The sequence below is a fragment of the Arthrobacter oryzae genome, from assembly GCF_030718995.1.
Classification (GTDB): Bacteria; Actinomycetota; Actinomycetes; order Actinomycetales; family Micrococcaceae; genus Arthrobacter; species Arthrobacter oryzae_C.
The window spans coordinates 2,371,848-2,391,087 of the sequence record NZ_CP132204.1 but is presented as its reverse complement, the minus strand read 5'-3'; the positions used below and the strand labels follow the sequence as shown (position 1 = coordinate 2,391,087).

Here is a 19,240-nt window from a genome sequence, read left to right as displayed (position 1 = left end):
TTCCTATGGGATGTTACCCGGCACCCCTGCGGCGTGGGAATTTGTCTCAGATAGTGTTCGTGCCCTTGACGTCCGCGGCGGCGCCTGTTTTATTAGGCCCCGCCGGCCCGCACCGTCAGCACCAACTCCACGCCCTCGCCCCTGCTCAGCGTGCAATCTTGAAGTTGAAGTTTGCCGTCCCCAGCGCCCCCCAGAGCCGCAGCCAGACGGGCAGGAGCATCTCAGCGCCGCGGGCCGTGGTGATGTCCCCCAGATCAATCACGTCCTGGTGCCCGAGGCTCTTAAGGAGCATGGTCACCTCACGCTTGGCCTCGGAATCGTTGCCCGAGACGAATACCGAATGGTCGCCACCGGCCGCGCGTCCGGGGTCAACCATCAGGTTCGCGTTCATCGTGTTAAGGGTCTTGACCACTTTGGCTTCGGGGAACGTCCGCTGGATCAACTCGCCCAGGCTGTCCGTGTTCACGGGGCTAAGCGTCGGCGGCATGCCGTGTGAGAAGTCCAGCGGATTCGCGATATCCACCAGGATCTTGCCGGCAAGGTTTTCCGACCCCGCGGCGGAAAGCGCAGCGACGGAACCCGCCCCCTCGGTTGCGTTGATGACCAGCTCGGCGTCGGCCGCGACATCGGCAAACGCAACCAGGCGGACATGCGGGTGGTCCTTGAGCCACTGACCGAAGGGAGGAGCCCCCATGGCGTCCGGTTCCGTGCGGGCCAGTGTGGCTTGCGGGTCGCGGGTTCCGATGGCGATTTCATGGCCAAGTCCCGCCAGCGCTCCGGCCATCGCCCGGCCCACAGTGCCGGTTCCCAGTACAGCAATTTTCATGGCGATCAATTCCCGCAATCCGTCGACGTCGACAACTCTGTCTGGCCGTGCATTCCGCACGCGTTGCTTGACCGTATCAGGCAGGCGAAAAGGCGGCAATCGACCTGCGGTGCGTGGGCGTCGCCCGAACTGAGCGGAATGCTGCGGGGCGGCGTGCGGTTGTACGGTGGGCCAAAAGACTTCCCTTTGGAGGACCCATGAACACTGCCCCTGACGCCCAGCTGGAACGCTGGAACCGTTTCCGCGCGAACCGCAACAAGGCGCTGGCCGGCGAATACGGCTGGTTGACGCTCACGTCGTTCCAGTGGCTGGAAAGCCGGCCCGCCGCCGTCGACCTTGCCCCGGGGCTCTGGTCCACGGACGGCACGACGGCGTTCCTCACCGCAACGGCGGCGGACGGGCTGACGCTGGTGGAAACGGGCGAGGCCGTGGACGGCGCGGTGTCGGCGGTGCTGGCCGATGAGGAATCGCTGATGTGGGTCCAGTACGGCGGCGGTGACGGCAAGCAGGTGGTGGTGGAACTCGCCATGCGGGCGGACAAGTACGCCATCCGCACCCGCGATTCCCGCTCGCCGGTGTTTACGGAGTTCGACGGCGTGCCCACCTTTGACTACCGCCCGGACCTGGTGATCGAGGCCGAGTTCCGCCCCTATCCGGAGCCGGTGGACGTTCCGATCAGCACCGCCAACCCGCTGGTGGACGGCGTGCACCGGACGGTCGGCGAGCTGGTGTTCCGGCTGCCCGGGAAGGACCACGAGTTCCACCTGCACGCCGAAGAGGAGAAGCTAGGCGCCCTGACGGTCACATTCCACGACGAAACCAACGGGGACTCGACCGATGACTGGCGCAAGGTGTCAACGCCAAAGCCACGCCCTGACGGCACAGTGGTCCTGGACTTCAACCGCGCCATCAACTACCCGAGCGCCTTCACCCCGTACGGCACATGCCCCATGCCGGTGAAGAACAACAGCCTGGACTACCGGATCGAAGCCGGCGAAAAGGACCCGATGATCGCCGGCTGAGCGCGAACTGAGCGCGAACGGACAGTTGCGGCCCCGGGCGGTTCCGAAGGGCCCCAAGTGTCCGTTCGCGCTGATTCCTCAGACGATCGCCGATACCCCGGTGACGGCGCGGCCCACGATCAGCGTGTTGATTTCGAACGACCCCTCGTAGGTGTAAATAGCCTCGGCGTCGGCGAAGATCTTCGCCATCCGGAAGTCCGACACGATCCCGTTCCCGCCGAGGATGGACCGCCCCATGGCCACGGTTTCGCGCATCCGGGCGCTCGTGTACGACTTTGCCAGCGCCACCTGCGCCATGTCCGCACTGCCTTCCTGCTGCAGCTGGGCGATCCGGACCATCATGCCCATGCTGGCCACGGCGTTGCCCAGCATGGTGACCAGCTGCTGCTGGATGAGCTGGAATTTGGCCAGCGGACGGCCGAACTGCTGGCGTTCGACGGCGTGCTGCCGGGCGACGTCGAACGCCGCCAGCTGCTGGCCCACCGCCTGCCACGCCACCATGATCCGCGATCCCCGCAGCAGTTCGTTGGTGTCCTCGAAGCTTTCGATGCCGGCGAAGCGGTCCGCCTCCGCCACCCGCACGTCCCGGAAAACGATGTCCGCATTCTGCACCGTGCGCAGGGCGATCTTGTGTTCGATCCGGCTCCGGCTGACGCCCTGGAGGTTCGCGTCCACGATGAATCCCCGGATGGCGCCCTTCCCGTCCGGCCCCTCAGCCTCGTCCCGGGCCCAGACGAGCATGTAGTCGCAGAACGTTCCGTTGCCGATCCAGCGTTTGGCTCCGTTAAGGATCCAGTAGTCGCCGCCGTCGTCCGCTGCCGCGGAAACGCGGCGCGCCCGCGTTTCCATGCCACCGGCCACATCGGAGCCGTGCTCCGGTTCGGTCAGCGCGAAGGCGCCGGTGGTGCGGAGGCTGGCGGCGTCGTCGAGCAGGCGGCCCTTCTGCTCCTCGGAACCGAATCCGTAGAGGGATTCCACAAAGAGGTCGTGGTGCACCAGGAAGAACGTCGCGATGGACGTGTCCACCCGGGTAATCTCGGCGATCACGAGGCCCGCGAACAGGTGGCTGTAGCCCCGCTGGGCAGGGGCGCTGAGTTCCAGGGCAGCCAGCTTAGGCAGAATGTGGGCCGGGAACTCGGCGTTGTTCCACCACTCGGTGGCGAACGGCGCCACCTCGGCCGCCAGGAACTGCCTCAGCTCAGCCAGCTTCAAACGCTCCCGTTCGCTGAGCAGCGCCTCAAACCCGAAGAAGTCGGCCGTGGGCAGGGAATCCGCCGCGTTCGCGGCCGGGGCCTCCTGCCCCGGGGTCACCGGATGCATCACTTCGGCCCCATCCGGATGGCGCCGTCGAGGCGGATGGTTTCGCCGTTGAGCATGGCGTTGTCCACGATGTGCGCGGCCAGGTTCGCATACTCGGCAGGCTTGCCCAGCCGGGACGGATGCGGGACCTGCTTCCCCAGCGAATCCTGTGCATCCTGCGGCAGTCCGGCCATCATGGGGGTTTCGAAGATGCCCGGCGCGATGGTGACCACGCGGATCAGCGACCGGGCCAGTTCACGCGCGATCGGCAAGGTCATGGCTGCCACCGCCCCTTTGGACGCGGCGTAGGCGGGCTGGCCGATCTGGCCGTCGAACGCGGCGACGGATGCGGTGTTGATGATGACGCCGCGCTCGGCCCCGCCCAGTTCAGTCACAACGGGTTCGGTGGCAGCCATGGCGGCGGCCGCGAGGCGGATCACGTTGAAGGTGCCCACAAGGTTGATCTGGATGACCCGGTTGAACGTGTCCAGCGGCAGCACGCCCTCGCGGCCGAGGACCTTCCCCGGGGTGGCGATGCCGGCGCAGTTCACCACGATACGCAGCGGTCCCACGGCGACGGCGGCGTCGACGGCGGCCTGCACCTGGTCTTCGCGGGTCACGTCGGCAGGGACAAAGACGGCCGTTCGGCCGGTCCCGGCTCCGGCACCACCCGACGCGCCGGCCCCGGCCGTTCCGCCCGGACCGGAGCCACCGTTCAGCTCCGCGGCAAATGCCTCGCCCCGGGACGACGGCAGGTCCAGCAGCACCACCGAGCCGCCGGCGTCGAACAGGCGCCGCGCTGTGGCGGCGCCCAGCCCGGAGGCTCCGCCCGTAATGAGCGCGACAGTACCTTTTATGTCCATGCATCCTCCTTGATGTGGAACCGAACCCGGCGTAACGCTAGTTAATGAATGTTAACTGGAATGGGCGCAAACCGCACACTCGGCGGACACCCTCGGGACCAGCCGCGGGAGCCAGCCGAGGGAGTGCCCGCTAGGCTGGCAGCATGACCTCCCCCGACGCCGGATCCGCGGACCGGTCCGCACCAACCGACTCGTCCGCACCAACCGACTGGTCCGCCTGCGCCGACGAGGCCGCCCGGTCCGTGACCAGGATGTTCGGACAGCGGCTGTTCTTCCTCCCCGGAACGCACATTGCGGCGATCGAACGCCCGTCCAGCCGGCTGAAAAACCTGATGCGGCCCTGGCACTACTGGTGGCAGGCCCACTACGTGGACTGCCTGGTGGACGCCGGACGACGGGAGCTGGCGCGGGCTGCAAGGTTCGACGGCGGGAGCCGCCCCAGCGCCGGACGGCTGGCCTCGCAGCTGGTCACCGGCATCCGGCTGCGCAACTTCCTGACGGTGGTCAACAACTATTACGACGACATGGCCTGGCTCGCCCTGTCCACGCTCCGGCTGGAGAAACTGGCCGAACAGACGCGAAAACCGGGGGCCCGCCGCAACGCCAGGATCCGGCAAAGCCTGACACTGCAGTTCGATTCCGCCTCCACGGATGACCTGGGCGGCGGCACTTTCTGGAGCAAGAAGCGGGACTTCAAGAACACGCCCGCCACCGCGCCCGTAGCGCTCTACTATGCCCGCACCGGAAACACCGCCAGGGCACAGGCGCTGGTGGACTGGCTCCACGCGAAGCTGTTCGACCCCGTCCAGGGCATGTACCAGGACGGCCTGCGGATCGGCGCCGACGGCCAGGTGGTGCTGGAAGCCGCCATCTACACCTACAACCAGGGCCCGGTCCTCGGCGCGCTGCTGGAGCTGGGCGGCCCGGCCAACCTTGACCGGGCCGCCGCGCTGGTGGATGCCGTGGCCCGCAACCTGACGCGCCCCGCCACCCTGGCGTCCGGCAGGACCGCCGCCGTGCTCCGCTGCGACGGAACGGGCGACGGCGGCCTGTTCACCGGGATATTGGCGCGCTACCTGGCGCTGGCGGCCATGGACCAACGGCTCCCGGACCGGACCAGGGCCACCGCGGCTGCCCTGGTGACGGAGACCGCGCAGGCACTCTGGGACGGCCGCCGCGCCGTGGATCAGGAGGAGCCGCTGGCACGGCACGGCGCGCACCTGGTGTTCCCAGTGTTCGCCGAGACACCGGCGAGCCGGTCGTATCCGGCGGGCGCCGCCGTCGAACTTTCCACCCAGCTCCAGGCCTGGATGGTGCTCGAGGCGGCAGCCACCGTCCGGCCGGCCAGTAATTAAGTCACGTAAAAGTTCCGTAATTGATGTGATCCTGATCACTTAAGCCCGCTTCGGCTTGGTTCCTTAGGTTTGGCTAACCTACAGTTTTTGGCAGTGAGCATGCCCTAACTTCCCCCTCACGCGGACTCCGGTCCACCAAGACTTTTTTCCAGAAAGAAGCCCCCATGAAGATCCGCACCAACGCGCTGGCAGGAATCGCACTCGCCGCCACCGCAGCCCTCGGCCTGGCCGCCTGCGGCTCCGGAAGCTCCACCCCGGCCGCCAGCAGCGCCGCAGCGGGCGGCAGCAATGCCGGCGAAATCACGGTTTACAACGCGCAGCACGAAAGCCTCACCAAGGAATGGATCGACGCTTTCACTGCGGAGACCGGTGTGAAGGTCACCCTGCGCCAGGGCTCGGACACCGAAATGTCCAACCAGATCATCCAGGAAGGCGCAGCCTCCCCGGCCGACGTCTTCCTGACCGAGAATTCCCCCGCAATGGCGCAGGTTGAGAACGCCGGCCTCTTCGCGGACGTGGACACAGCCACCATCGACCAGGTGCCCGCAGAGTACCGTCCCTCCACGGGCAAGTGGACCGGCATCGCTGCCCGCTCCACCGTGCTGGTGTACGACAAGGCCAAGCTGAGCGAAGACCAGCTGCCCAAGTCCATGCTGGACCTGGCCAAGCCGGAGTGGAAGGGCAAGTGGGCCGCTTCACCGTCCGGTGCCGACTTCCAGGCGATCGTTTCCGCGCTCCTTGAGCTCAAGGGCGAAGCCGCAGCCGAGGAATGGCTCAAGGGCATGAAGGAAAACTTCAAGGCGTACAAGGGCAACAGCACCGCCATGAAGGCCGTCAACGCCGGCGAAGTGGACGCCGCCCTGATCTACCACTACTACTACTACGGCGACCAGGCCAAGACCGGCGAGAACTCCAAGAACGTCACCCCGTACTACTTCAAGAACCAGGACCCGGGCGCGTTCGTCTCCGTCTCCGGCGGCGGCGTGCTGAAGTCCTCCAAGAACGCGGCGGCAGCCCAGTCCTTCCTGAAGTTCATCACCGGCAAGAAGGGCCAGGAAGTCCTCCAGAAGGGCAACTCCTTCGAGTACGCGATTGCCTCCGACGTCCCGGCCAACGACAAGCTGGTTCCCCTGACGGAACTCCAGGCGCCCACTGTTGACCCGGCAAAGCTCAATTCCGAAAAGGTCACCGAGCTGATGACCAAGGCAGGACTGCTGTAACCCGTGCCAACAAAGCAATTCAGTGTCAAATGGAAATACTGTGCCAATTGACCTAGCGGCGCCGGAAACTTCCGGAAGCACGACGACGGCGGGTAGGGGCAAGCGCCCCCGCCCGCCTTTCGGCGTTTCCGCAGTATCCGTCATCGCCGTCCTGATTGCCCTGTTTTCGCTGATTCCGCTGGGGTACGTCATCGTGATGACGGCCGCCACGGGGTGGGACACCGCCGTCGGGCTGATCTTCCGCGAGCGCGTCGGCGAACTGCTCCTCAACACGCTGCTCCTGATGGCCATCACGGTGCCGCTCTGCGTGGCGCTGGGCGTGGGAGGAGCCTGGCTGGTGGAACGGACCACGCTCCGCGGGCACAAGTGGTGGGCCGTGCTGCTGGCTGCGCCGCTGGCCATCCCCGCCTTCGTCAACAGCTACGCCTGGGTTTCGGCCATTCCGTCCCTGGGCGGGCTGTGGTCCGGCGTCCTGATCGCCACGCTCTCCTACTTCCCGCTGGTGTACATCCCCGCCGCCGCCACGCTCAGCCGTCTTGACCCCGCGATCGAGCAGTCCGCCGCGTCGCTGGGCCTGGGCGCGTGGCGCACGTTCTTCCGCGTGGTCCTCCCCCAGCTCCGCATCGCCATGACGGGCGGCGCGCTTTTGGTCTCCCTGCACCTGCTGGCCGAATACGGTGCGTTCGCGATGATCCGCTTCGACACGTTCACCACCGCGATCATGGTGCAGTACCAGTCCACGTTCAACGGCACGGCCGGAAACATGCTGGCCAGCGTGCTGGTGTTCTTCTGCCTCATCCTGCTCCTGGCGGAGGTGCGGAGCCGCGGAACCGCGCGCTATGCGCGGGTGGGTTCGGGCGCGCAGGCCAGGGCGCTGCGGCTGCCGCTGCACGCCTACCAGGCTCCCTCCCAGCTCTTCCTGATGTGCCTCACGGCCCTGGCCTTCGGCCTGCCGCTGGTGTTCGTGCTGCGCTGGATCTTCGCCGGCGGAACGCAGATCTGGGTGGCCGACGAGTTCCTTCCCGCGCTGTTGCAGACCATGGGCTACGGCCTGGCCGGCGCATTGGCCACCACCGTGGTGGCCTTCCCCATGGCCTACCTGGCCGTACGGCACCCCGGCTGGTTCAGCAAGGCGCTGGAACTGTCCAACTACGTCACCAGCTCCATGCCGGGCATTGTGGTGGGCCTGGCCTTCGTGACCGTGAGCATCCGGGTTGCGCCGGGCTTCTACCAGACCACTGCGCTGCTCATCGCGGCCTATGTGCTGCTGTTCCTGCCGCGCGCGCTGGTGAACATCCGGGCCGGGCTGGCCCAGGCTCCCAAGGAACTCGACGAAGCCGCCCAGGCGCTGGGCAAGCCGCCGCTGGTGTCCTTCATCCGCGTCACCCTGCGGCTCACGGCGCCGGCCGCGGCTGGCGGGGCCGCTCTCGTGTTCCTGGCCATCGTCAACGAACTCACGGCCACCCTGCTGCTCTCCCCCAACGGCACGCGGACCCTTGCCACCGAATTCTGGAGCAAGAGCAGCGAGATCGACTACGCCGGCGCGGCACCGTATGCCCTGCTGATGATCCTGATCTCCGCCCCCATGACCTACCTTCTCTTCCAGCAGTCCAAGAAAGTGGCCGGACAGTGACCGACTTTTACACTTCGCGTGATGCCCCCTCCAGGCTTCCGGAACCGCGGATAGCCCCGTCCGTGGCGCCCAGCACCAACAACCACCTGGAGATCGAGGCCGTCACCAAGAACTTCGGTTCACAGGCGGTCCTCAGGGGCGTCAACCTGTCCGTGGCCAAGGGCGGCACCACCGCGATCGTGGGCCCCTCGGGTTCCGGCAAAACCACCCTGCTGCGCCTCATTGCGGGCTTCGAGCATCCCGACACCGGCAGCATTTCCCTCAACGGCGCGAAGGTGGCGGGTGAGGGCAGCTGGGTGCCGGCGCACAAACGCCATGTAGGCTACGTGGCCCAGGACGGCGCCCTGTTCCCACACCTCACCGTGGGCCAGAACATCTCCTTCGGCCTCAGTGCCGGCCACCTTTCCGGCGGGAGGCGCGAGGTCGCGGCCCGGGTGGGTGAGCTCCTGGAAATGGTGTCCCTCGATCCCTCGATGGCCAAGCGCCGGCCGCACCAGCTCTCCGGCGGCCAGCAGCAGCGCGTGGCACTGGCCCGCGCCCTGGCCCGCGAGCCGGAACTGATGCTGCTGGACGAGCCCTTCTCCGCGCTGGACGCCGGCCTTCGCGTGGCCACGCGCCGCGCCGTGGCCAAGGTGCTCAACGAAGCCGGGGTGACCACCATCCTGGTCACCCATGACCAGGCCGAGGCACTGTCCTTCGCGGACCAGGTGGCGGTGATGCGCGGCGGTAAGCTGGCGCAGATCGGTAATCCCTTTGTGGTCTACACCCGCCCCGCGGACCGCGCCACCGCGGAGTTCCTGGGCGACGCCGTCATTCTGGACGCCTGGATGGAGGGCTCGCTCGCCACCTGTTCGCTCGGCGGCATTCCGGTGCGCAGGCCCCCGGCCCAGGGCCGCGTGCAGCTCATGCTGCGGCCCGAGCAGATCCGTATTGCAGAGGACGGACCCATCCGCGGCGTGGTGGTCGATACGGACTACTTCGGGCCGGAAACCACAGTGCGCCTGAAGCTGGCCGTCCCGCCGGAACTGGCAGCCGGGGCTACCCCGGACTACCGCTTCCCGGGCGGCGGCGAAGTGATCACCATCCGGCACTGGAACGCCTCCATCGCGCGGCCGGGCATGGAGCTTTGCCTGCGCGTGGTGGGCGAAGCCGTGGCTTTCCCGGTGGACGAGGACGCCAGCGCCTGACGCGTGATGGTCCGTCTGGCGCCCCGCTACACGGCGGGGCGCTTCTTCTGCGGGTAGGGCGTTTCGCCGCGCGCGAGCATCTCCACGAATCCTTGGATCTTCCGTTCCCGGGTGGCGGCCTGCTTGACCGCGTTGGTGCGGTAAATCAGGGCGTAACGGTTCACCGACGTCAGCACATCGAACATGGCCTGCGCCCGCGGCTCAGCCGCGATGGCGGCAGCAAGATCCGGCGGCACTTCGGCGGAGGCTGCTCCGGAATACGCCACTTCCCAGCGCCCGTCAGCCTTGGCAGCCTCGACGGCGGCCCTGCCCGCGGAAGTCATTCTGCCTGCAGCCTCAAGCTTGCCGATGCGGTCCACGTTCCGCGCCGACCATACGCTCTTGGGTCCGCGGCGCGTCATCCGTTGAAGGGAGCTGTCGTCGTCGCGCCTTTTGCCCTGGCCGTCGATCCAGCCGAAGCACAGCGCCTCCTGCAGCGCAGCCTCGTAGTCCAGCTCCGTGGTGTTGCCGCCCTTCTTGTGCAGCACGAGCCAGACGCCCGGGCTGGTGGCATGGTGTTGTTCCAGCCAGCTGCGCCATTCGGCGGCATCCTTCACCAGCAGTTCCTCAAGTTCGATGGCCATGGCACCATTCTGCTACCGGGGATTCCTTATTCAAGGCGTGGCATCATGGCCTTGTCGCCGTCGTTGTCACCGCCAACCAGCCCAGGAGATCCAATGTTGCGTGTCCGCCCCGTCCATTTCACGTCCCGCCTGGACCACTGGGAGCAGCTCCTGACGGAGCTGGGAATGGTGAAGACGGTCGATGACGGCCCGTGGAAAGAGTACGACTCCGGTTCCGGCCGCCTGGCGCTGCACGCCGCCGGGGCAGGTTCCGCCGAAGACGGCACGACGTCGTTCGGCGTCGAAGTGGGCGACCTCGCCGAATTCGCCCGGCGCACCAACGAGGCCGGTGCGGAGTCCGGGACGTCGCCGGCCGAACTGGTCGACGCCGACCACGGCGCCGCCTGCCGGATCACCGGCGAGGACGGTTTCAGCTTCTTCGCCGACAAAGCCGCCCACGGCGCCCAGTGCGCTGATGCCGATCCGGGACTCGCCGTCGTCGAAGTCTGGTTCACGCCGGACGCCGAGGCGGCCGCGCAGACCCTGCGGAACATGGGCGCCCGGCTCCGGCCGGTGCCGGATGACGACGAAACCGCGGATTTCACCGCCAAGAACGGCGGGGTGCTGATGGCGCGGCCCGCAAGCGGCGCTCCGCGGACCGGGCTTGGATTTGAGTACACGGGCGAACTGTCGGCCCTGCGGGACCGGCTGGCGGCTGCGGGCATCACGGTGACCATGACGGAAGAGGCCTTCGGCCGGACCCTGCACGTGGCCAGCCCCGATGCAGCGGGCGGGGACGCCCCGGCGCTCTGGGTTTCTTCGCGCCACTGACGGGTGCTGACTGCGGGGCGTGTGACGGTCCGGCGCGGGGTTCGGGCAGGGATGGGGTAGAACTTAAGCATGAACGTGCGCACCCCTGACCCGAATCCCGGCTGGCTGTCCGACGAGGACCTCTTCGAAGCCCGGGGCCGGCTTCCCATGGTTTACGTGGAAGCCGTACCCGTCCGCCTCGATCCCTTGGGGTTCGTGAACGAAGTGGGCACGCTGCTGCAGGCCGACGAGGACGGCACGATGGTCCGCTCCCTCGTGTCCGGCCGCGTCCTCTACCGCGAGACCATCCGCGCGGCACTGCTCCGCCACATGGAGAAAGACCTCGGCCCGCTGGCCTTCCCCCAGCTTCCCATCAGCCCGGTGCCCTTCACCGTGGCCGAATACTTCCCGGCGCCGTCCCACACCGGATTCACCGACGACCGGCAGCATGCCGTTTCGCTGGCTTACATCATCCCGGTCACGGGTGAATGCGAACCCCGCCAGGACGCCTTGGAGCTCACCTGGATGACCCCGGAGGAGGTCCTGAGCCCGGACGTGCAGCTGGAGTTCAGCGGCGGCCGCGGGGCGCTTGTCCGGCAGGCGCTCGCGTTCGCGGGGGTTGGCAGCTAGGACGCGAGGGCCGTTGCGCGGGACGCTCGAAGGAACCCGGGCGTCCCCGATTTCGGGCAGGGTCCTTTGTAGACTGTAGGGCGGACCGCAAGAGAACTTAAGGACTCCCGATGACCCACCGCCCAGCCGCCCAGCACTACAGCGAGCTCCAGGCTGGCTCTCTGCAGACCGGCCACCTGCTCCTCCTTCCCGACGGCGAACGGTCCGCCGAAGTCCAGAGCGTCCTTGTTGAGGATGACGATTTCGGCACGCCGGCGGTGGTCCTTGCAACCCTCACCGGCGGCGGGATCCTGCGCATCGCGGCCGGCTCCACGGTCTTCGTGGCCGGCCCCGGCACGGGCCCGGAGGACGCCGTTTCCGTAGCGTCCGAGGCCGCCGCCCCGCTTCAGCTGCTGGATCACCCCGACGCCGGTGAGGACACCGCCCCGGCGGCTCCCGCCGTCGTCGTTCCTCCCCTGCCGGCCACCACACCGGCCGCAGCGGCCGCCGCAGCCGCCGCAGCCGGTCCGGACGAGGACGAGCTGGCGCTGATCCCGGAACCGGCGGGGACGCCCGAGTCCGTGGTGGAAGCCGCGGCGGCAGCCCACCCGGACGCAATGGGCGTGATGCTGCTGAGCGACCGGCTGGCCAAGGGCATCAACACCAAGTCCGGGAGCTGCCTCAAGGACCTCAGCGACCTCGCCCACGAATTGTTCGTCATCCTCAAGGATGCCGACGGCGCCCTCGCGGTGGCGGACCTGCTCAACGTGCTCCCCTTTGACGGGAACCCGGGCCGGTGGACATCCGTGGAGGCGGCGCTGGCCCTGTCCAGCTACATCTGCCGGCAGAACGGGCAGGAGGACCGTGCCGAGGTGTACGAAAAGCTGCTCCGCGCCCCCGACGCCATGGAAACGGACCCGTTCAAGGCGCGGATCAACGCCAAAGTCCGCCAGCGGTCGCTGAACGAACCCAACCTGTATGACAAGGAAATCTTCCGGGCCATCGACAACTCGAACCCGGACGCCGAACGCGAATGGCGGCTGCTGCGGCTTGAAGCCCTGATGTTCCTGCGGGCGCACGGCGGCTCGGAAACCATCGGGCTGAAGGAACTGGAGCGCCGGATCGGCAACGAGCTGGAATCCGTGCGGGGCTGAGGGGCAGGCCGTATCCGTTTGGCCCTACCCGGCAGGCGCCGGGAGTTGTAGATTCACCCCATGACGAACAATCTGAGCGTTGTGATCAACTCCGATGCGCAGCAGGTTTGGACAATGCTGCGCGAACCGGCAAGAGTTGCCCAGTGGCACGGCTGGGAAGCCGACGACCTTGCCGCCGAAATCAACGAGATCTATTTCAAGGACACCGTGGTCGAAGGCCCCGACCACACGAGCCTGACCGTGGACGGCGGCGACGAGTTCTCCCTGAAGCCCGTTCCCACCGGCACTGAGGTGAGCGTGACGCGGGCCGCCCTGGACCACAATTCCGAGTGGGCTGCCTGGGACGAGGACATCACCCAGAGCTGGTTGACGTTCCTCCAGCAGCTCCGCTTCGCCCTGGAACACCACCCGCACGGCAAGCGCCGCACAGCTTTCTTCTCCGTTCCGGGCGGGGACGGCTCGGCGATCGACAAGCTAGGCCTCCGTGACATCCCGAAGCCGGGTGAGCCGTACTCGCTGACACTGCCCACCGGCGAGGAGATCTCCGGCAAGGTCTGGTACCGGACCAACCACCAGGTGGGGCTCACGGTGCACAGCTACGCCGAACACGGCGACGGCCTCCTGATCGTGGCCGACCAGCCGCCCATCGCCGAAGTGAGGCCCGACGGCGGATCCATGGCGATCATCTCCACCTACGACCTGGGGGCGCACCGGCTCGAGGAAATCCGCACCAGCTGGGACAACTGGCGCGCTGAGAACTATCCCACATCGGACCCCGTGCACTGACGCCGGGCTAAGTTTCCCCGGAACAAGCTGGCACACTTGAACCGTGCCAGCCAATACTGACCCCTCACGCCCGCCTCTCGAGCCGGGTGCCCCGGCCCTGCAGTCCGAGTTTTCCTTTACCGTGGGCAAGCGGCTGAGCGAGACGTGCTCGCCGACGCCGGAGCAGGTGGCCGCCAACGGCGGTGGGTTCCTGGGCCGGACCGGCACCATCAGCACTCCGCACGGCGAGATCCAGACGCCGGCGTTCATCGCCGTGGGCACCAAGGCCACCGTGAAGTCAGTGCTGCCCGAGTCCGTTGCCGAACTCGGCGCGCAGGCGGTGCTGGCCAACGCCTACCACCTGTACCTCCAGCCGGGGGCGGACATCCTGGACGAAGCCGGCGGACTCGGTGCCTTCATGAACTGGCGCGGGCCCACCTTCACGGACTCCGGCGGGTTCCAGGTGATGAGCCTGGGTTCGGGGTTCAAAAAGGTCATCGACATGAAGACTGTGTCTGCCGCGGACGCGGCAGTCCCGGATGACGCCGTCGCCCCCGGCAAGGAACGCCTGGCCCACGTGGACGAGGAGGGCGTGTGGTTCAAGAGCCACCTCAACGGCGACCGGCACCGCTTCAGCCCCGAGATCTCCATGAACGTCCAGCACCAGATCGGCGCGGACATCATGTTCGCGTTCGATGAGCTCACCACGCTGCAGAACTCCCGCGGCTACCAGGAGGAGTCGCTGGAACGCACCCGCCGCTGGGCCGAACGCTGCCTTGCCGAGCACTTCCGGCTTACATCCGAGCGGGCGGGAAAGCCCTACCAGGCGCTCTTTGGCGTGATCCAGGGAGCCCAGTACGAGGACCTGCGGCGCAAGGCCTGCCGGGACCTCGGTGCCATGAACTTCGACGGCTTCGGCATCGGCGGGGCGCTGGAGAAGGACAATCTGGGCACGATTGTGCGCTGGTGCAACGAGGAACTGCCGGAGGACAAGCCGCGGCACCTGCTGGGCATTTCCGAGCCGGACGACATCTTCACCGCGATCGAGAACGGTGCGGACACCTTCGACTGCGTCTCCCCCACCCGGGTGGCCCGCAACTCGGCGTTCTATCACCCGGACGGGCGGTTCAACCTCTCCGGCGCCAAGTACAAACGCGACTTCGGTCCGCTGCAGGAAGGCTGCGACTGCTACGCCTGCCTGAACTACTCCCGGGCCTACATCCACCACCTGTTCAAGGCCAAGGAAATGGTCTCGGCAACGCTCATCTCCATCCACAACGAGCGCTTCGTGGTGAAGATGGTGGACGACGCCCGGCTTGCCATCGAGGCCGGCAACTTCTTCGATTTCAAGGCCGAGACCCTGGGGCGCTACTACTCCTAGGGGCGGGCACCGCCGTCGAAATCGCCGGAAACGTTCGACGTCGCCGGAAGCCTACGGCGATCTCGCAGGGTTCCGGCGACCTCGCGTTTTCCACATAACGAGGTCGGGGCCTCCCGGGAGGTTCAGCGGCGCCGGAAGCTAATCCCATGCCTCCTCACACCACCCCCACGCTCCCGGCGACAGGCAACCTCTGGCGCACGGACCAGCTCATCGACCTCGGCTTTGGCTCGCGATCTATCAAATCCCTGGTGGATACCGGTTCCCTTGTCCGGCTGCGCTACGGCTGCTATGTCCGCGCCAGCACTTGGAACTCCCAGTCCCCTCGCGTCCGGAGCCGGCAGTTGATTTACGCCCATGCGCACGGAACACGCACGACGTCGGCAGGCGGCTTTGCCTGCAGCCACACTTCCGCCGCACGGCTTCACCGACTCCACCTCTGGAACGTGGATGACGTAATCCATCTTCTACAGCGCGTGCGCCCGTCGAGTGAGCGCCACGGCAAGGATGTGCAGTGCCATACGCGCCCGTTCGCCCACAACGAGGTGACATCGGTGGGCGGCCTGCCGACCACCTCGATAGAGAGGACTGCTGCGGATTGCTGCATGATGCTGAACTATCGGCAAGCGCTCATCGTGATGGACCACGCTCTGCGCCTCGGCGCCAACCGGTCATTGCTGCAGGAAATGGCGGATTCACTGGACGGGCGGCGGGGTGTCCGGACCTTCCGTCGAGTCCTGGCCGCAGCCGACCCCCGCTCGGAGTCCCCCGGCGAGACGCTGACCCGGGAACTGCTCCTCCGACTGAAGATCAGACTTCCGGAGCCGCAGGTTGAGGTCACGAGCCGAGCCGGGAGGCACCGCCTGGACTTCGCTTGGAAGGAGGAGAAGGTCGCGTTGGAGTTCGACGGCAGGCTCAAGTACTTCGACTTCCAGCCCACCGGCGAGGTGCTCTTCCAGGAACGTCTCCGCGAGAAGGCATTGACGGAGGAAGGATGGCTTTTCGTCCGGGTCGAGTGGAAGGACCTGTTCCGGGAGCAGGAATTCAAGAACCGTGTCCTCCGGGCCTTGGCCGGCCGCCCACGTATGCCCTGAGCCCGCGGCTCTTTGTTCCGAGTTCGCCGGAACGGTGCGAACTCGCCGCAAACTTCCGGCGAACCGGCACCTTTCCGGCGACTTCGGCGACTGGGAGCCGGGAGTCCTACGCCCCGTAGCTCGGTTCGCGCTTCTTCACCCAGCCGATGGCAAGCGAGGTCAGCGGCACAAACGCGAACTCCACCAGGGTCTTGTAGAGGAAGCCGACCACCACGTAGTTCACGAAGGTGCCGAAGTCCGTGATGCCGATGACCGACGCCGCGATGCTGCAGAAGATGAGCGTGTCCACAAATTCGCCGGCGACCGATGAGCTCATGATCCGGGCCCAGAGGGATTTCTCGCCCGTGCGGGCCTTCATCTTCACCAGGATCCAGGAGTTGATGGTCTGGCCGGCCAGGAACGCCAGCAGCGAGGCCAGGACAATCTGCGGAACCGGCCCCAGCGCGCCCTCGAGTGCGGCCTGCTTCGAGGCGCCGAACTCATCGTCAAAGCCGGGCAGCGCGATGATCACCCAGTAGCAGGCGGAGGCGAAGACGGACAGGGCAAACGTGGTGATGATGGCCCTGCGCGCCACCTTGAACCCGTAGACCTCGCTGATGACGTCGCCCAGGATGTAGGCCAGCGGAAAGAGGAAAAAGCCGCCGTCCGTGATGATCGGGCCGATCGCCACGCCCTTTGATGCCCCGATGTTGGACAGGATCAGCACTACCGCCATGCAAGCCAGCATGATGCCGAAGTAGGGGGAACCGATCGAGGCGAATTTCGGCGCCGCGGAGGCGGGGAAAGTCTTGGCGGAAGTCATGGGTGATCCATTCGGAGTGGTTCGCGCGGCTGCCCGGAAGATCGCGGTGGCGATCGCTGCAGCGGCCGGCTGTATTAGCACTGGGAGGGTTCCCGCGACGTGCGTCCGCCGGAACCGTCTTCCATTCTCGCACCATTATGCTGGACACCTTCGAATGGTCAGATTGGTCGAACGCACAATGCGGCCCCGTTGGGCACGGTGGCAGTATGGGTGGATGACTTCCGCCACTGTTGAGACCTTCCCCGCCGTCGCCCTGACCATTGCCGGCTCCGAAGCGACCGGCGGTGCCGGTGCACAGGCCGACCTCAAGACGTTCCAGGAACTGGGTGTGTTCGGCATTGCCAACCTGACCTGCATCGTCTCCTTCAACCCGAACGACAACTGGAACCACCGTTTTGTCCCCGTGGACCAGCAGGTCATCGCGGACCAGTTGGAGGCGACGACGGCGGCATACGGCGCCGCTTCAGGCGCGCCGTCCGTTCTGGACACCGTGAAGATCGGCATGCTGGGCAGCCCTGCCACCATTTCGACCGTGGCCTCGGCGCTGGCAGCCAACGGGTTCGCCAACGTGGTGCTGGACCCGGTGCTGATCTGCAAGGGCCAGGAGCCGGGCCACGCACTGGACACGGACCAGGCACTGAAGGCGCAGATCCTGCCGCTGGCCACGTTTGTCACGCCCAACCACTTCGAGGCCGAGTCGCTGTCCGGCCTGCAGATCACGGACGTCGACTCCCTGACGGCCGCAGCCATCCGCATCCACGAGCTGAGCGGCGCCGCAGTGCTGGCCAAGGGCGGCGTGCGCCTGGCGGGGCCCGACGCCGTCGACGTCTATTACGACGGCGACACGCTGGAAATCCTCTCCGCCCCCAAAGTGGGCGACGTGGCAGTGTCCGGAGCCGGCTGCTCCCTGGCCGCCGCCGTGACCGCCGAGCTGGCCAAGGGTGCATCCCCGCTTGAGGCTGCCCGCACGGCGAAGGAATTCGTGACTGCCGGGATCCGCAACCGCGTCGCCTCCGGCGCGCCGTTCGACGCCCTCTGGCAGGGCGGCCCGCGCTAGCCCTCCCCCTCCCTGGACGCTCTCTCACTTTCCGCTGGTTCCTTATACGACGCTCTCTCACTTTCCGCACGAAAACCCGCGACGCTCTCCCACTTTCCTCAAGAAAGTGAGAGAGCGTCGTGCATTAGGCGGCAGGATCTGAGAGAGCGTCCGATCAGGAACGGGGGTCGGCCACCGTTCCCATGAACAGCGGGAGCCCGGTTTCGTTGTGCACGATCTGGTAGTGGAACGGCCGGTCGAAGACGATAGTCCGCTCGGGCTGCGGCGGCGCACTGGTCACAGCTCCGTTGATCTGCGTGACGGCGGCGGCAACGGTACCTTTTTCGGCGACCGTGATGTTCGCAGCCTGCGCGGCCTGGGTGATCATCATCCTGGGCTGGATATTGTCGAAGTCCTCGGTGGTTGCCAGCGTTTTCTGCAGGCCAAGCGACTCAAACACCTTCCGTAGGTCAAAGCTGCACTTGTGGTCCCAGCGGGGCAGCTGGATCTGCACGGTCTCTAGTGGCGCAGTATCAACGGCGTCCGCAATCTCCGTGAGCTTGGCGGCGTCGAAGGCCGCGGAGGAGGGGCGGGATCCTGCAGCAGCGCCCGAATCCGGCAGGACGAGGCGCATCACGAACCCGTCGGCGTAGGGAAGGTCCACACCCTGCCAGCCGGCCCCTTCCGCGTACTTCATCTTCAACTCGTTGTGCATTGCAGGCGCCTCGATTTCGTCGCCGGCAGCTGTGGTGAAGGGCAGATCGGAGGTGTCATTCGGGTCGAACGGCGCACTCCAGGCGGACGCGAAGTACAGGGAATTGAGCAGGCTGAACGTATTGTCCGGGTCGTATTTCGCGGGGGCTTCCTTGATCCGGCCGCCAGTGTTCCTGTTGACCCAGGCATCGATGGCGGGTTTCGTTGCACCTTCATCGCTGAAGTTCACGGGATACACACCGGTTCCGTAGTGCCGGGCCAGAGTGTCCAGGAAGGACTCACCGGTGGGCACCCCTTTGTCCACGAACAGCCCGTTGGCGGCATGCATGACCGGTTTCCGCGGCGGATTGTCCTCATCCACTGTGCCGGGGTCGCCGTCGAACTTCTCGAGCGAGCTGAGAAGCGCGTTCATGGCCTCATCGCGGTTCTCCAGGGGAAGTTGCAGGACGCTGTCCATCTCCGCCGCCGTCCCGCCCGACGCACCGGAGCGAAGCATCGCGAGCGCAATCAGCAGGCTCCCGGGCGAGGACACCACGTTCCCGTTGGAGGCGTCGCCTCCGTCGGCCAGCAGGGCCTCGCCTAGCCCGAAAGCGGAGGCCCGGAAGGAGCGCAGTTCAGCAGCATAAGCCGCGCGGTCCACCGAAACCCGCTCCACGCCGTCGGCCTTCAGCAGCTCCGGCGACGACGCCGAACATGCGGTGAGCGCCACCAGGGCGCCGGCCGTAGCGATCCTGGCCACGCGGAATGTCTTCATTTTCTCCCCCTTGGACCTGCCCCTTGGACCTGCCACTGGGACCTGCCTTGCCGGCGCCTGGCGGGAATCCGCCCGTCTTCCTTCAGTCAACCAGCCTGCCCGCGGCAGGACGATGCC

At 66.8% G+C, this 19,240-nt stretch carries 18 protein-coding genes; 12 read left to right on the top strand and 6 right to left on the bottom strand.

What is annotated here, in order from left to right; genetic code table 11:
* Positions 1-145: 145 nt before the first annotated feature.
* On the bottom strand, positions 146-826 hold the full coding sequence (locus tag Q8Z05_RS11050; RefSeq protein ID WP_305939699.1) for an NADPH-dependent F420 reductase: 681 nt from the start codon (positions 824-826) through the stop codon (positions 146-148).
* Between the two features lie 197 nt (positions 827-1,023).
* Here Q8Z05_RS11050 and Q8Z05_RS11045 point away from each other — a divergent pair, with 197 nt between their 5' ends.
* Positions 1,024-1,848, top strand: coding sequence for a DUF1684 domain-containing protein (locus Q8Z05_RS11045; RefSeq protein ID WP_305939698.1), 825 nt, complete (start codon positions 1,024-1,026; stop codon positions 1,846-1,848).
* Between the two features lie 78 nt (positions 1,849-1,926).
* Here Q8Z05_RS11045 and Q8Z05_RS11040 read toward each other — a convergent pair whose 3' ends face one another.
* Both Q8Z05_RS11040 and Q8Z05_RS11035 read right to left on the bottom strand, forming a co-directional pair.
* Positions 1,927-3,168 carry an acyl-CoA dehydrogenase family protein gene (locus Q8Z05_RS11040; RefSeq protein ID WP_305943538.1) on the bottom strand — a complete coding sequence of 414 codons (1,242 nt, stop codon included), beginning with the start codon at positions 3,166-3,168 and terminating at the stop codon, positions 1,927-1,929.
* Complete coding sequence (locus Q8Z05_RS11035; RefSeq protein ID WP_305939697.1) at positions 3,168-4,010, bottom strand: SDR family NAD(P)-dependent oxidoreductase; 843 nt, start codon at positions 4,008-4,010, stop codon at positions 3,168-3,170. The genes Q8Z05_RS11040 and Q8Z05_RS11035 overlap by 1 nt, the downstream gene beginning before the upstream one ends.
* Positions 4,011-4,153: 143 nt before the next feature.
* Between Q8Z05_RS11035 and Q8Z05_RS11030 the strand changes: the two genes are divergently transcribed.
* The 4 genes from Q8Z05_RS11030 (at position 4,154) to Q8Z05_RS11015 (ending at position 9,405) form a co-directional block, all read left to right on the top strand.
* The gene (locus tag Q8Z05_RS11030) at positions 4,154-5,365 is read left to right on the top strand and encodes a glycoside hydrolase family 76 protein (protein ID WP_305939696.1); all 1,212 of its coding nucleotides are present in this window, start codon (positions 4,154-4,156) and stop codon (positions 5,363-5,365) included.
* 164 nt (positions 5,366-5,529) lie between these two features.
* Positions 5,530-6,585 carry an iron ABC transporter substrate-binding protein gene (locus tag Q8Z05_RS11025; protein WP_305939695.1) on the top strand — a complete coding sequence of 352 codons (1,056 nt, stop codon included), beginning with the start codon at positions 5,530-5,532 and terminating at the stop codon, positions 6,583-6,585.
* A 40-nt stretch (positions 6,586-6,625) separates the two neighbouring features.
* Complete coding sequence (locus tag Q8Z05_RS11020; protein ID WP_305939694.1) at positions 6,626-8,218, top strand: ABC transporter permease; 1,593 nt, start codon at positions 6,626-6,628, stop codon at positions 8,216-8,218.
* Complete coding sequence (locus Q8Z05_RS11015; protein WP_305939693.1) at positions 8,215-9,405, top strand: ABC transporter ATP-binding protein; 1,191 nt, start codon at positions 8,215-8,217, stop codon at positions 9,403-9,405. The genes Q8Z05_RS11020 and Q8Z05_RS11015 overlap by 4 nt, the downstream gene beginning before the upstream one ends.
* A 26-nt stretch (positions 9,406-9,431) precedes the next feature.
* On the opposite strand, the gene Q8Z05_RS11010 is transcribed toward Q8Z05_RS11015, so the two are convergent.
* Positions 9,432-10,028: a YdeI/OmpD-associated family protein gene (locus Q8Z05_RS11010; protein ID WP_305939692.1), complete on the bottom strand. Its 597-nt coding sequence runs from the start codon at positions 10,026-10,028 to the stop codon at positions 9,432-9,434.
* A gap of 93 nt (positions 10,029-10,121) precedes the next feature.
* Between Q8Z05_RS11010 and Q8Z05_RS11005 the strand changes: the two genes are divergently transcribed.
* The 6 genes from Q8Z05_RS11005 (at position 10,122) to Q8Z05_RS10980 (ending at position 15,817) form a co-directional block, all read left to right on the top strand.
* Positions 10,122-10,838, top strand: coding sequence for a VOC family protein (locus tag Q8Z05_RS11005; protein WP_305939691.1), 717 nt, complete (start codon positions 10,122-10,124; stop codon positions 10,836-10,838).
* Between the two features lie 69 nt (positions 10,839-10,907).
* Entirely contained in the window at positions 10,908-11,447 is a 540-nt protein-coding gene (locus Q8Z05_RS11000; protein ID WP_028271117.1) for an NUDIX hydrolase family protein, read from the top strand.
* A gap of 110 nt (positions 11,448-11,557) precedes the next feature.
* Positions 11,558-12,580 (top strand): DUF6707 family protein, encoded by a 1,023-nt coding sequence (locus Q8Z05_RS10995; RefSeq protein ID WP_305939690.1) that lies wholly within the window; start codon positions 11,558-11,560, stop codon positions 12,578-12,580.
* Positions 12,581-12,640: 60 nt separating this feature from the next.
* On the top strand, positions 12,641-13,366 hold the full coding sequence (locus Q8Z05_RS10990) for an SRPBCC domain-containing protein (RefSeq protein ID WP_305939689.1): 726 nt from the start codon (positions 12,641-12,643) through the stop codon (positions 13,364-13,366).
* 43 nt (positions 13,367-13,409) lie between these two features.
* Entirely contained in the window at positions 13,410-14,726 is a 1,317-nt protein-coding gene (gene tgt / locus Q8Z05_RS10985) for a tRNA guanosine(34) transglycosylase Tgt (protein ID WP_305939688.1), read from the top strand.
* Between the two features lie 146 nt (positions 14,727-14,872).
* Positions 14,873-15,817, top strand: coding sequence for a hypothetical protein (locus tag Q8Z05_RS10980; RefSeq protein WP_305939687.1), 945 nt, complete (start codon positions 14,873-14,875; stop codon positions 15,815-15,817).
* 106 nt (positions 15,818-15,923) lie between these two features.
* Here Q8Z05_RS10980 and Q8Z05_RS10975 read toward each other — a convergent pair whose 3' ends face one another.
* Positions 15,924-16,619 carry a queuosine precursor transporter gene (locus tag Q8Z05_RS10975; protein WP_305939686.1) on the bottom strand — a complete coding sequence of 232 codons (696 nt, stop codon included), beginning with the start codon at positions 16,617-16,619 and terminating at the stop codon, positions 15,924-15,926.
* A 214-nt stretch (positions 16,620-16,833) separates the two neighbouring features.
* Between Q8Z05_RS10975 and Q8Z05_RS10970 the strand changes: the two genes are divergently transcribed.
* Positions 16,834-17,676 carry a hydroxymethylpyrimidine/phosphomethylpyrimidine kinase gene (locus Q8Z05_RS10970; protein WP_305939685.1) on the top strand — a complete coding sequence of 281 codons (843 nt, stop codon included), beginning with the start codon at positions 16,834-16,836 and terminating at the stop codon, positions 17,674-17,676.
* A gap of 154 nt (positions 17,677-17,830) precedes the next feature.
* Here Q8Z05_RS10970 and Q8Z05_RS10965 read toward each other — a convergent pair whose 3' ends face one another.
* Positions 17,831-19,123: a serpin family protein gene (locus Q8Z05_RS10965; protein ID WP_305939684.1), complete on the bottom strand. Its 1,293-nt coding sequence runs from the start codon at positions 19,121-19,123 to the stop codon at positions 17,831-17,833.
* Between the last annotated feature and the right edge of the window lie 117 nt (positions 19,124-19,240).